Below are 11,584 nucleotides of genomic sequence, written 5' to 3' on the forward strand. Positions count from 1 at the left end.
CGAGCGGGCCGGGCGAGGGAGGGGATTCGACGATGAACGAGACGATCGTCTGCACCGTGGGCAACGTGGCGACGCAGCCGGTGCACCGGGAGCTGCCCTCGGGCGCCTCGGCGCGGTTCCGGCTGGCGGTGACCTCGCGCTACTGGGACCGGGAGAAGAGCGCCTGGACGGACGGCCACACCAACTTCTTCACGGTGTGGGCCAACCGCCAGCTCGCCGCCAACGCGGTGGCGTCGCTGACCGTGGGCGACCCCGTCATCGTGCAGGGCCGGCTGAAGGTGCGCACCGAGACCCGCGACGGCACCAGCCGGACCTGGGCGGACATCGACGCCCTGGCGATCGGCCACGACCTGGCGCGGGGCACGTCGGCGTTCCGGCGCACCGTCAGGACGGAGCAGCAGACGGCGAGTTCGCCTCCGCAGCCGGAGCCCACGTGGGAGACGGCCGCCGCGCATTCGGAGTCCCCGCGACAGCCGGAGCCGGCCGCGGCGGCGTGCTGAGTGATCTTGGCGATAACGATTGCGATTCGGATCAGTCATCTGACGATACGACAGCGAAGTCCTGGTGCGCGGATCCATAGGATGCCGGACACAGCTCTCTGGGCTTGTCTCTGGGCTTGAAGATTCTGCTGGTGGGACCACACCCCCATGTCAACGGGTCCTGCTCGAAGGGGAATTCTGTGTGTGCTTGGTTCTCTGCGCCGTCCGCGCGCAGGCGGGGGGCGGCCCGGCTCGCAGCCGCCACCCTGGTCTCCGGATTCGTCGCCGCCGGCGTGCTGGCCGCCGCCCCGGCCGCCGCCGACGGAATGCCGCAGAGTCCGGGCGGCGCGACCGCCACCATCGGCGGCCTGAAGACCTACGGCACCGCCGTCATCCATGACGACGGCGGTGACCACCAGGTCTCCGCGGGCCTGTTCGAGATGTCCGTAGACGGCGGCGGGACCCTGCAGACGTACTGCGTCGACGTGCACAACCCCACGCAGCGGGAGGCCAAGTACCGCGAGACGCCCTGGAGCGGCACCTCCCTGGCCACCAACAAGAACGCCGGGAAGATCCGCTGGATCCTGCAGAACTCCTATCCGCAGGTCAACGATCTCGCGGCGCTCGCCGCCAAGGCAGGCGTCGGGAACCTCACCGAGCAGGACGCGGCGGCCGGCACCCAGGTGGCCATCTGGCGCTACTCCGACGGCGCGGACGTCGACGCGGTCGACCCGCGGGCCGAGAAGCTCGCGGACTACCTGGAGGAGAGCGCCCGCGACCTCCCCCAACCGCGGGCCTCGCTCACCCTCGACCCGCCCGCCGTGTCCGGTCGCCCGGGCGGGCGGCTCGGCCCGGTGACCGTGCACACCAACGCGAGCAGCGTGACCCTGACACCTCCCGCGGGCGCCGCCACCAGCGGCGTGCGGATCGTCGGCAAGGACGGCAAGGAGATCACGTCCGCCAGGGACGGGAGCCGGGTGTTCTTCGACGTGCCCGAGGACGCCGGAGACGGCTCGGTGACGCTGACCGCGCAGGCCACCACCACGGTTCCGGTCGGCCGCGCCTTCACCTCCGACAGCCGCAGCCAGACCCAGATCCTGGCCGGCTCCAGCGAGTCCACGGTCGCCGACACCAGCGGTGCGACCTGGGCCTCCGAGGGCGCGATACCCGCCCTGTCCGCGGTGAAGAACTGCGCCAAGGGCGCCCTGGACATCACTGCGGCCAACAAGGGCGACGAGCCGTTCACCTTCGAGCTGATGGACACCCGGTACAGCATCGCCGCGGGCGCGTCCGAGACGATCACCATCCCGCTCCAGGAGGACCAGGCCTACGACTTCACGATCAGGGACCCCGGCGGCCACGCGCAGCGCTTCACCGGTGTCCTCGACTGCCGCACCCAGGGCAGCCCGAGCGGCACCAGGACCCAGACCGTGGGCGAACCCAGCCCCGTCACGGCGGGCGGCGGCACCTCGCCCAACCCCAACCTGGCCGAGACCGGCGGCACCAGCACCACCCCGCTGATCGCCGCCACCGGCCTCAGCCTGCTGGTTCTGGGCGCCACGGCCCTGAGCATCGTCCACAAGAGGAAGAGCGCTCGGAACTGACCTAGCGTGGAGGGGGACGTCGAGCGGATGCCCGGCACCAGCCGTTGAACGGGATGTGACATGACCGTGCGCGCGAGCAGGACAGACTCCGACACAGCGCCTGCCGGCGCACCGGTTCCGATCATGAAGTCCCACGGCGCCCGCGCCGCGGCCGAACGGGTCGTCTCGGGCGATTCGGTGACCGTCTCCCTGGGCGGTCTCCGAATCGAACTGCCGCCGCGGGACCAGCTCGCCTACCTCGCGGGCCTCGGTCTCCTCACGGCATTCGACGTCATCGAATGGCCGATCGCGCTCGCCATCGCCGTCGGGCACGAACTGGCCCGCAGCCACCGCGGCAAAACCCTGCGCGAGTTCGGTGAGGCTCTGGAACAGGCGTGAGCGCGCCTGGGTTGAATGTCCGAATAATGATCATGCTGTGACCTGCGTGTATTCAGCACGGAAGCCCTGATCACTACGGTTCAACCGTTCCAGTGAACGACGAGGTGCCCACGGATCACGACCGGCGGGACGACGAGTGGAACGCGGTGCCCGACGACGATTTCGTCAGAGGCGCCATGGTGAAAGAGGGCTCCGCGCCCGCCTCGAAGCGGGTGTGGCCCCGGAGCGCCGCGCCGGCCGTGGCGGCCTTCCTCGTTCTGAGGCACACCGGCTCATCGTCCGACGAGGCCGCCGCGCCCGAGTCGGCGGCTTCCGCCCCCGCACCGTCGGCGGCCGCGGCGGCCCTGCCGCGGCACGGCCGGTGATCCCCCTGGCCGGGGCGTTTCCGCTGTCTCAGGCAGCCTGGGCCGTCTCTGGGCCGTCATGAGCGCGACCGGCGGCCCGGCCTCAATGATCGCTGCTATGTGTGCGGCGCCCATCCTCGCAATATCAGCTGGCACCGGCGCATCAAGCGCGGCTGTTTATTCCTCGTCCACATCATCGGTGTCCGCGCCATCGGTCGGTTCCCTGCCTGCGACCAGCCCCCTGCCCGCCGGGCGGTGGCCAAGACAGCTGGGGCGGCGGCCAAGGCAACGGGTGGCGCGGCAACGAGCACAACCGCTACTGGCATCACCACCACAACGATGTCGAAAACTACTACCACCATTTGCTGCCTCATCACCACGACTATCGGGGCTAAAGGCCTGCGGCTCAGGCGTCGGTTGCGGCTGGCGAGCCCGGACCCCGGATCGTCCTTAGAATGGCATTTGAGGTAGTAGCGCTCGCGAACCTGGAGAGCGCGTATGTCACTGGACATCGATTTCGAGGCCTTCTGTGACGCCGCACCGAGCCCGTATCTGGTGCTGGACATGGATCTGGTGATCCGCTACGTCAACCCGGCATATCTGCAGATCACCGGGCGAACCAGGGAAGAGCTGATCGGGAAGTACTTCTTCGACGCCCTACCGGAAAACCCCGGAGCCCCCGAGGACGGCGCAGAACACCTGAAGGCGTCATTGCTGGATGTCCTGGGCGCCGGGAAGCCGGACACTCTGACGCTGCATCGGTACGACCTGCCCTTCCCTGACGAGCCGGGCAGGTTCGAGGAGCGGTGGTGGTCCGAGGTCCACACCCCGGTTCCCGGGCCGGACGGCAACGTGAAGTGGATCGTCCAACAGGCAGACGACGTCACCGCCTTCGTCCACTCGCTCAGGGCACCTCAGCTCACCGAGTGCGACAAAGGCATAGCAGCCGAGCTCTACGTGAGGGCGCGCGAGTTGCACCGGCTGAACCAGGAACTGAGCCAAGCCCACGCCCGCGAACGCCAGGTCGCCGTCACCTTGCAGGAAGCCATGCTCGACGATGCCGATCTGCTCCGATTCGACAACATCGCCGTGCGGTACCTGCCCGCGACCACTTCACTCAACGTGTGCGGCGACTGGTACGACATCGTCGACCTGCCGCCCGACCGCTACTCGGTGGCGGTCGGAGACGTCGTCGGCCATGGCCTGCACGCCGCGGCCGTCATGGGTATGCTCCGCAGCGCCCTGAGCGCAGCCATCCGGGCCCTCCCCAGCCCCGCCCAGGCCCTGGAAATCCTCGGCCTGTACGCCCGCTCCATGGAAGGCGCGACGGCCGCAACCGCGGTGAAGGTACTCGTCGACCCCCGTACCAGACTGATCATCTACAGCAACGCCGGGCACCCACCGCCCGTTCTGCTCCATTGCGACGGGACTTGCGAGCTGCTGGACCAAGCCACCGATCCGCCGCTCGGCGCCCGCCCGCATCATGTCCCCCGCCCCCAGGCCAGCGTGTCCTACGCCCGGGGGGACACGCTCGTGCTCTACACCGACGGGCTCATCGAGCGCCGCGGCGAGGACATCTACATCGGCCTGGCTCGCCTGACCGATGTCCTGGCTCAGGCCACCACCCTTGCCCCTGGCCGACTGGCGGACACGCTGCTGGCTCGCCTCGAGGTCACCAACGGCGGCAGCGACGACATAGCCTTGGTCGTCATCCGCCTGTGACTTCGAGTGACGCGGCGTACGCGGTACGGCACCGTGCCCCAGGCGTCCGATCGGACGGCGAGTGGCGGGGAGCAAGGGAGAGCGTCGGTGAGCGTTCCAGGAACGCTCAGGTCAGCGTCGCGACGGCTCAGCCCCGATCCGCATACGCGATCTTCCCCACCGGTGCCGGCGGCACAGTGCAGCCACCGGTCAGGCTGCTTCTGGGCTGATCCGATCAGCGGCGGCCGTGGTGATCGTCCGCTGGGCCGTCCCTGGGTCGTCCGACGCCCCCGAGACCGGCCAACGGCGACCGGCAGTGACAGACCTGCCACCGCTGGCAGCAGCGAAACCCCAGGTCAGAGGTCCCCGACCGCACGGGTTTCCGCCCAGGGGTGGCGGTACGGCAAGATGGGGTGTATCTGCCCACTGCCTGATTTCAAGCTGCCGGACGGTTTCTCTTGGCTGAGTTCATTTACACCATGCGCAAGGCGCGCAAGGCGCACGGCGACAAGGTGATTCTCGACGACGTCACCCTGAACTTCCTGCCGGGTGCCAAGATCGGCGTCGTCGGCCCGAACGGTGCCGGTAAGTCGACCGTGCTGAAGATCATGGCGGGGCTGGAGCAGCCGTCCAACGGTGACGCGTACCTGTCGCCCGGCTACAGCGTCGGCATCCTGCTGCAGGAGCCCCCGCTGAACGACGAGAAGACGGTCCTGGAGAACGTCCAGGAGGGCGTGGCCGAGATCAAGGGCAAGCTCGACCGGTTCAACGAGATCGCCGAGCAGATGGCCACCGACTACTCGGACGCGCTGCTGGAGGAGATGGGCAAGCTCCAGGAGGAGCTCGACCACGCCAACGCGTGGGACCTCGACGCCCAGCTCGAGCAGGCCATGGACGCCCTGGGCTGCCCGCCCGGCGACTGGCCCGTCACCAACCTCTCCGGTGGTGAGCGCCGCCGTGTCGCCCTGTGCAAGCTGCTCCTCGAGCAGCCCGACCTGCTGCTGCTGGACGAGCCCACCAACCACCTCGACGCCGAGTCGGTGAACTGGCTGGAGCAGCACCTGGCCAAGTACGAGGGCACCGTCGTGGCCGTCACCCACGACCGGTACTTCCTCGACAACGTCGCCGGGTGGATCTGCGAGGTCGACCGCGGCCGCCTGCACGGCTACGAGGGCAACTACTCCAAGTACCTCGAGACCAAGGCCACCCGCCTCAAGGTCGAGGGGCAGAAGGACGCCAAGCGGCAGAAGCGGCTCAAGGAAGAGCTCGAGTGGGTGCGGTCGAACGCCAAGGGGCGGCAGGCCAAGTCCAAGGCGCGTCTGGCCCGCTACGAGGAGATGGCCGCCGAGGCCGAGAAGATGCGGAAGCTGGACTTCGAGGAGATCCAGATCCCGCCGGGCCCGCGCCTGGGCAACGTCGTCGTCGAGGTCAACAACCTCAACAAGGCCTTCGGTGAGAAGGTCCTCATCGACGACCTCTCCTTCACGCTGCCCCGCAACGGCATCGTCGGCGTCATCGGCCCGAACGGCGCGGGCAAGACCACGCTGTTCAAGATGATCCAGGGCCTGGAGCAGCCGGACTCCGGCAGCATCAAGGTCGGCGACACCGTCAAGATCTCCTACGTCGACCAGAGCCGCGAGAACATCGACCCGAAGAAGACGCTGTGGGCCGTTGTCTCCGACGAGCTGGACTACATCAACGTCGGCCAGGTCGAGATGCCCTCCCGGGCGTACGTGTCCGCGTTCGGCTTCAAGGGCCCGGACCAGCAGAAGCCGGCCGGCGTGCTCTCCGGCGGAGAGCGCAACCGCCTCAACCTCGCGCTCACCCTGAAGCAGGGCGGCAACCTGCTGCTCCTCGACGAGCCGACCAACGACCTCGACGTCGAGACCCTGTCCAGCCTGGAGAACGCGCTGCTGGAGTTCCCCGGCTGCGCCGTCGTCGTCTCCCACGACCGGTGGTTCCTGGACCGCGTGGCGACGCACATCCTCGCCTACGAGGGCGACTCCAAGTGGTTCTGGTTCGAGGGCAACTTCGAGTCGTACGAGAAGAACAAGATCGAGCGGCTCGGCCCGGACGCCGCCCGGCCGCACCGCGCCACCTACAAGAAGCTGACCCGGGGCTGATCGAAGCAGATGCGCCACATCTACCGCTGCCCGCTGCGCTGGGCGGACATGGACGCGTACGGCCACGTCAACAACGTGGTGTTCCTCCGCTATCTGGAGGAGGCGCGCATCGATTTCCTGTTCCGCCCGGACAAGGAGTTCAAGCAGGGGTCGGTGGTGGCGCGTCACGAGATCGACTACAAGCGCCAGCTCGTCCATCGGCACACGCCGGTGGACATCGAGCTGTGGGTCACCGAGATCAAGGCGGCGTCCTTCACCCTCGCCTACGAGGTCAAGGACGGCGACCAGATCTATGTCCGCGCCTCGACGGTGATCGTGCCGTTCGACTTCGAGGCGCAGCGTCCGCGCCGGATCACCGCGGAGGAACGCGAGTTCCTCCAGGAGTACACCGACGACGCCGGCACCGGTGACGACGCCGCGGACGCGGGCGACAAGGAGGAGGCCGTCGCCGCATGACGGTCCTCCACCTCGCCGACGAGACGGAGGCGGCCGACCTCGCCGCCTTCCTCTCCCGGCTGCTGCACTACGACCGTTCCGCCGCGGTGCGCCTCCAGGCGGCGGGCACGGCGCTCGCCGTCTTCGGGCGGCCGGCGTCCTTCGAGGTGCTGGCGGTGCGCGCGGTGCGGCTCGCCGAGCCGTACGGGAACGAGCCCGACGCCACCCTCGACGTGACCGTCTCCGCCGGTGAACTGCTGGAGTCCGTCGACGAGTCGGCGGCCACGGCCGCTGTCCCGGCGGCGGTCACCGGGCCACCGTGGGCGGGTGTGCTGCCGCCGCGCGGCGGCTGGCGGACGGAGCCGGGGCTGCCCCCGGCCGGGGCCCTGGGCGCGGCGGTCGCCGCCGCGATCGCCGAGTTCCGCTCCCGTACACAGGAGTTGGCGCAGGAGCACCGCACGCGTGCCGAATTCGACCGGATCGGGCGGGAGATCTGGTCCCGGCTGGTCGGCGAGACCCAACTGCCCGTGCGGGCCGTGCACGCGGCACAGTCGCTGCGGTTCCTCAGGCCCCCCGCCGCGGTCGGCGAGGGGGACCCCGCGAGGCCCGCGGCGGCCTCCGGCGAGGAGGACCTCGCGCTGCTGTCGTCGGGGACGTGGCTGCGGCTGCGGACCCCCTACGGGTCGATCGCGGTACGGCGGGCGGAGACGGGACTCGGCGCCCTGGACGTCAGCGTCCGCTGAACCCGGCGGGTCAGCTCCCCTCGCTGTCGTCCGGCCGCACCGCGATGTGGTCGGGCTCCAGTTCCAGCGCCACCCGGTCGCGCATCCCCAGGGCCTGGGTGTACTCGGCGGGCAGTTGCAGACGGCCGGCCCGGTCGAGCATGGCGTACTCGCGGCTCACCAGCTTCTCGTCGCCGGTCGCCGCGTCCACCTCGCTGCGGCGCAGCACCTCCGTGGAGGTGCGGCCGTCGCGGATGGCGACCGTGCGGCGGACCTCGCCGGCGACCGCCTGGTCGTGGGTGACGATGACGATGGTCGTGCCCAGACGCTCGTTGGCGGTGCGGAAGGCGGCGAAGACCTGCTCGCCGGTGTGGGAGTCCAGTTCGCCGGTGGGCTCGTCGGCGAGCAGCACCGCGGGGTTGTTGGCGAGGGCCACCGCGATCGCCACGCGCTGCTGCTGGCCGCCCGACATCTGGTGGGGGCGGCGGTCCCGGCAGTCGCCCACCTCCAGCAACTGCAGTAGTTCCACGGCGCGTTCGGCCTTGGCGCGGCGGCTTCGCCCACGGGAACCGGACAACTGCATGGGCAGGGCGACGTTCTGCGCCGCCGTCAGATAGGGCAGCAGGTTGCGGGAGGTCTGCTGCCAGACGAAGCCGACGACCTCGCGGCGGTAGCGGAGGCGGTCCTTCGCGGTCATGGCGAGCAGGTCGTTGCCCGCGACCCGGGCGGCGCCCGCCGTGGGGGTGTCCAGGCCGGCGAGGATGTTCATCAGGGTCGACTTGCCGCTGCCGGACGCGCCGACGAGGGCCATCAGCTCGCCCTCGCGGACCAGCAGGTCCAGGCCCTGGAGGGCCTGGACCTCCACGCCGTCGGCGGTGAAGACGCGGACCAGGCGGTCGCAGCTGATCAGCGCGTCGTGGCCGTAGGCCGGGCGGGTGCGGTTCGCGGTGGCGCGCTCGGCCAGGTCGGCCAGGGTGGGGTTCGTCGTCATCGGGGCTCTCCTGCGCGGCGGCTACGGCGGCTGTGGCGGTCCGGTCGGTTCATCTGGCGTCCCCCGCTCTCAACTCCCGCACCGATCCCTTGCGTCCCGTCCACCACGCCTGGCCCACCGCGATCCCCACGGTCAGCAGCAGCACCGCCGCCGCCGGCAGGGCCAGCGAGAGCGGGTCCGTCCGCAGCGCGTTCCCGCCGACGGACGCCGCCGTCGACGGCAGCGCGATGGCCGTCAGGTCGACGCCGGGGGAGAGCAGCAGGACGGTCGCCCAGCCCGTCAGCGCTCCGCCCGCCGCGGCGAGCAGCGCCTGGGGCAGGGACTCCAGGACGAGCAGGCGGCGGCCCTGCGCGCGCGTGAGGCCCATCGTGCGCAGGCGGGCGAGCAGCGCGGCACGCTCGGGGGCGGCGCGCAGCAGGGCGAGCAGCAGGGCCAGGACGGCGTAGCCGGCCCCAGCGGCCACCGCCACCGCGTAGACGCGCTCGGGGCCGGACTGGAGGGGCGAGTCGACGTACTGGGCCCGCTCCTCGGAACGCAGGTGCACGGACGCCGACTTGCCCACGGTCCGGCGCAGGGCGCCGCCGTCCAGGTGGCCGCCGGTCAGGAGCAGCGTGTTCGTACGGGCCGCCTCCCGGTTCAGCCCGGCCCGGTCCACGACCAGGAAGCTGGTGCCGACCACGGCAGGGGTCCGGTCCCGGACGGCGACGATCCGGACGCTGACCTCGGTACCGTCGCCCAGCATCAGGGCGAAGGGCTGGGTGCCGTACATGTCGGCGATCGAGGGGGAGGCCAGTGCCGGCAGCGGGGCCCGGGGGCCGTCGGCCGGGCGCCGCAGCTGCTGCTCGGGGAAGACGCCGAGCCCGGTGCTCCCGGCCAGGGACGCGTACGACGCCGGGTCGACGCCCGCCAGGGACACCCGGGTCAGGTCCGCTCCCCCCTTGGCCAGGGAGTCGACGCTCACCTCGGTGAGTCCCCGTACGCCCGGTGTCCGGCGGACCTGGTCGGCCAGCCCGGCCGGCAGGGCGCCGGTGTCCTCGACGCGGGCGTCGGCGCCGACGGCGAGGAGGGCCGCCTGGTCGCGGGCGCCGGCCACTCCCGCCAGCACCGAACCGCCGAAGGCGGCGGTGGTGAGCGCGGTCAGCAGCGCCAGCAGGGGCAGTACCGCCGAGACGGAGGAACGGCCCGCGCGGGCCAGGGACAGATGGCCCACCGCCCCGCGCAGCCGGCCGGCCGGACGCATCAGCCAGCGCAGCGGCAACGGGTACAGGCGGACCAGCACCAGGGCCGCGATCACGCCCACCAGCACCGGGGCCAGGGACACCAGTTGGTCCCCCGACCCGCCCGAGGCGCCGGCATCCCCCGACGGTCCCGATACTCCGTGCCGCCGCAGCGCCTCCACCGCTCCCGCCGCGATCACCAGCAGCGTCAGCTCGGCGACCGTACGGCGCCGGGAGGGGCGTACGGACACCGTGTCCTCGCGCGGTCCGTGGACGCGGACCACGCGGTGCGCGACCAGCGCGCGCACGGGCAGCGCGGCACAGGCGACGGCGGTGACCGCCGCGGCCGCGAGGACCGCGTAGCCCAGGCGGCCCTCGGGGACGGCGAGCAGGGCCGCGCCGAGTCCGAGCGCCCCGGTGGGCACGGCGACCACCGCCGTCTCGGCGAGCAGCCGGCAGGTCAGACCGGTCAGGGAGGCGCCGCGGGCGCGCAGCAGGGTGAGTTCGGAGCGGCGGCGGTCGGCGGCCAGGCCACCGGCCATCAGCAGGACGACGGCGGCGACCGTCGCGCTGCCGACGGCGGCGACCGCGACCAGCGGGCCGACACCGGACCTGAGGCGGCCGTAGGAGACGAGCACGTCGTCGAGGTCGGTGCTCACCTGCGCGGCCAGGTCGGTGGCCGTGCGTACCTGTCCCAGGCCCGGCCCGGACTTCAGAGCGGCGACCGCGGAGTTCAGGCCGTCGAGGTCGTGGGCGTGCAGGGCACGGGTGTCGGGGGCCACCTGCCAGTAGCGGATCGGCTGGCCCTCGGTGCCCAGCATGGCGGGGGCCGCCTCGGGCGGGAACAGCAGGGCGCCGAGCCAGTACTTCTCCGAGAGCGGGTCGGTCGGGTTCACGGGGACCAGCGCCGGGGTGCGCATCAGGGACTGCGTCGCCCAGTACGCGCCGTCCGGCTCACGCGGCGTCAGGATGCCGGTGACACGCACGGTCAGCGGGGGGCGGGACACGGCGGGTACGTGGATGACCGAGCCGGCCTCGATGTGCAGGCTTCTGGCCGTCTCGGCGGTCACGGCGGCCTCCACCTCCTCGGTCGCCGCCGTCACCTCACCGTTCGCCCGCGGCAGCCGGCCCGTGCGCACCGAGGAGTGCGCGGCCAGTCCGCTCTGCGCGACCAGGCGCATCTTCGGGGGCAGCCCGTTGGGCCGCGGGAGCCAGCGGTCGGGGACGGTGAGTTCCTTGCCGGTCAGCACCCCGTACGCCGACTGGCCGGGGTCGGCGGCGAGCGGCCGTCGGACGGTGCCGAGGACGGCGGTGTGCTGGCGGCCCATGACCGGCGGGAGCAGCGCCTGTTGCCGTTCCCGCTGCGTGAGCTGGAGGCCGGGCTGCGGGGCGTACATCAACAGGGTGGTGCGATTCGGGGTCGCCCGGTCGACGGCCCGGACCAGGCCGGCGTCCTCGTACCGGTCGACTGCGCGCGGGAACGCGGCCGCCAGGCACGCGGTCAGCGCGACCAGCAGGGCGAGGGCGGCCGCGGCACCCGGCGCGGTGCGCAGGCGTACCCGGACCCAGGCGGGAGTGACGGCGTTCAGC

General features: G+C 71.5%; 10 protein-coding genes. 8 read left to right on the plus strand and 2 right to left on the minus strand.

The window, feature by feature from the left end:
• Positions 1 to 32: 32 nt before the first annotated feature.
• The 8 genes from ACFY4A_RS00210 (at position 33) to ACFY4A_RS00245 (ending at position 7,807) form a co-directional block, all read left to right on the plus strand.
• Positions 33 to 500, plus strand: a complete 468-nt coding sequence (locus ACFY4A_RS00210) for a single-stranded DNA-binding protein (RefSeq protein WP_390827155.1) — start codon at positions 33 to 35, stop codon at positions 498 to 500.
• 179 nt (positions 501 to 679) lie between these two features.
• On the plus strand, positions 680 to 2,083 hold the full coding sequence (locus ACFY4A_RS00215) for a Cys-Gln thioester bond-forming surface protein (RefSeq protein WP_390827156.1): 1,404 nt from the start codon (positions 680 to 682) through the stop codon (positions 2,081 to 2,083).
• Between the two features lie 123 nt (positions 2,084 to 2,206).
• On the plus strand, positions 2,207 to 2,461 hold the full coding sequence (locus tag ACFY4A_RS00220) for a hypothetical protein (RefSeq protein WP_390827157.1): 255 nt from the start codon (positions 2,207 to 2,209) through the stop codon (positions 2,459 to 2,461).
• A 92-nt stretch (positions 2,462 to 2,553) separates the two neighbouring features.
• Complete coding sequence (locus tag ACFY4A_RS00225; protein WP_390827158.1) at positions 2,554 to 2,826, plus strand: hypothetical protein; 273 nt, start codon at positions 2,554 to 2,556, stop codon at positions 2,824 to 2,826.
• Positions 2,827 to 3,303: 477 nt separating this feature from the next.
• Entirely contained in the window at positions 3,304 to 4,527 is a 1,224-nt protein-coding gene (locus ACFY4A_RS00230) for a PP2C family protein-serine/threonine phosphatase (protein ID WP_390827159.1), read from the plus strand.
• Between the two features lie 437 nt (positions 4,528 to 4,964).
• The gene (ettA, locus tag ACFY4A_RS00235; RefSeq protein ID WP_390827160.1) at positions 4,965 to 6,629 is read left to right on the plus strand and encodes an energy-dependent translational throttle protein EttA; all 1,665 of its coding nucleotides are present in this window, start codon (positions 4,965 to 4,967) and stop codon (positions 6,627 to 6,629) included.
• 9 nt (positions 6,630 to 6,638) lie between these two features.
• Complete coding sequence (locus ACFY4A_RS00240; protein WP_390827161.1) at positions 6,639 to 7,085, plus strand: acyl-CoA thioesterase; 447 nt, start codon at positions 6,639 to 6,641, stop codon at positions 7,083 to 7,085.
• Positions 7,082 to 7,807, plus strand: coding sequence for a hypothetical protein (locus ACFY4A_RS00245; RefSeq protein ID WP_390827162.1), 726 nt, complete (start codon positions 7,082 to 7,084; stop codon positions 7,805 to 7,807). Before ACFY4A_RS00240 ends, ACFY4A_RS00245 begins: the two co-directional genes overlap by 4 nt.
• A gap of 10 nt (positions 7,808 to 7,817) precedes the next feature.
• On the opposite strand, the gene ACFY4A_RS00250 is transcribed toward ACFY4A_RS00245, so the two are convergent.
• Positions 7,818 to 8,777: an ABC transporter ATP-binding protein gene (locus tag ACFY4A_RS00250; RefSeq protein WP_390827163.1), complete on the minus strand. Its 960-nt coding sequence runs from the start codon at positions 8,775 to 8,777 to the stop codon at positions 7,818 to 7,820.
• 49 nt (positions 8,778 to 8,826) lie between these two features.
• On the minus strand, positions 8,827 to 11,583 hold the full coding sequence (locus ACFY4A_RS00255; RefSeq protein WP_390827606.1) for an ABC transporter permease: 2,757 nt from the start codon (positions 11,581 to 11,583) through the stop codon (positions 8,827 to 8,829).
• Position 11,584 lies beyond the last annotated feature (1 nt).

It is taken from the genome of Streptomyces sp. NPDC001292 (assembly GCF_042896465.1).
Lineage (GTDB): Bacteria > Actinomycetota > Actinomycetes > Streptomycetales > Streptomycetaceae > Streptomyces.

What these genes read in the sequence shown, in the direction of transcription:
- ACFY4A_RS00210 (WP_390827155.1), top strand. Translation starts at nt 33, where the DNA reads ATGAACGAGACGATCGTCTGCACCGTGGGCAACGTGGCGACGCAGCCG.
- ACFY4A_RS00220 (WP_390827157.1), top strand. Translation starts at nt 2,207, where the DNA reads ATGAAGTCCCACGGCGCCCGCGCCGCGGCCGAACGGGTCGTCTCGGGC.
- ACFY4A_RS00230 (WP_390827159.1), top strand. Translation starts at nt 3,304, where the DNA reads ATGTCACTGGACATCGATTTCGAGGCCTTCTGTGACGCCGCACCGAGC.
- ACFY4A_RS00240 (WP_390827161.1), top strand. Translation starts at nt 6,639, where the DNA reads ATGCGCCACATCTACCGCTGCCCGCTGCGCTGGGCGGACATGGACGCG.
- ACFY4A_RS00245 (WP_390827162.1), top strand. Translation starts at nt 7,082, where the DNA reads ATGACGGTCCTCCACCTCGCCGACGAGACGGAGGCGGCCGACCTCGCC.
- ACFY4A_RS00250 (WP_390827163.1), bottom strand. Translation starts at nt 8,777, where the DNA reads ATGACGACGAACCCCACCCTGGCCGACCTGGCCGAGCGCGCCACCGCG.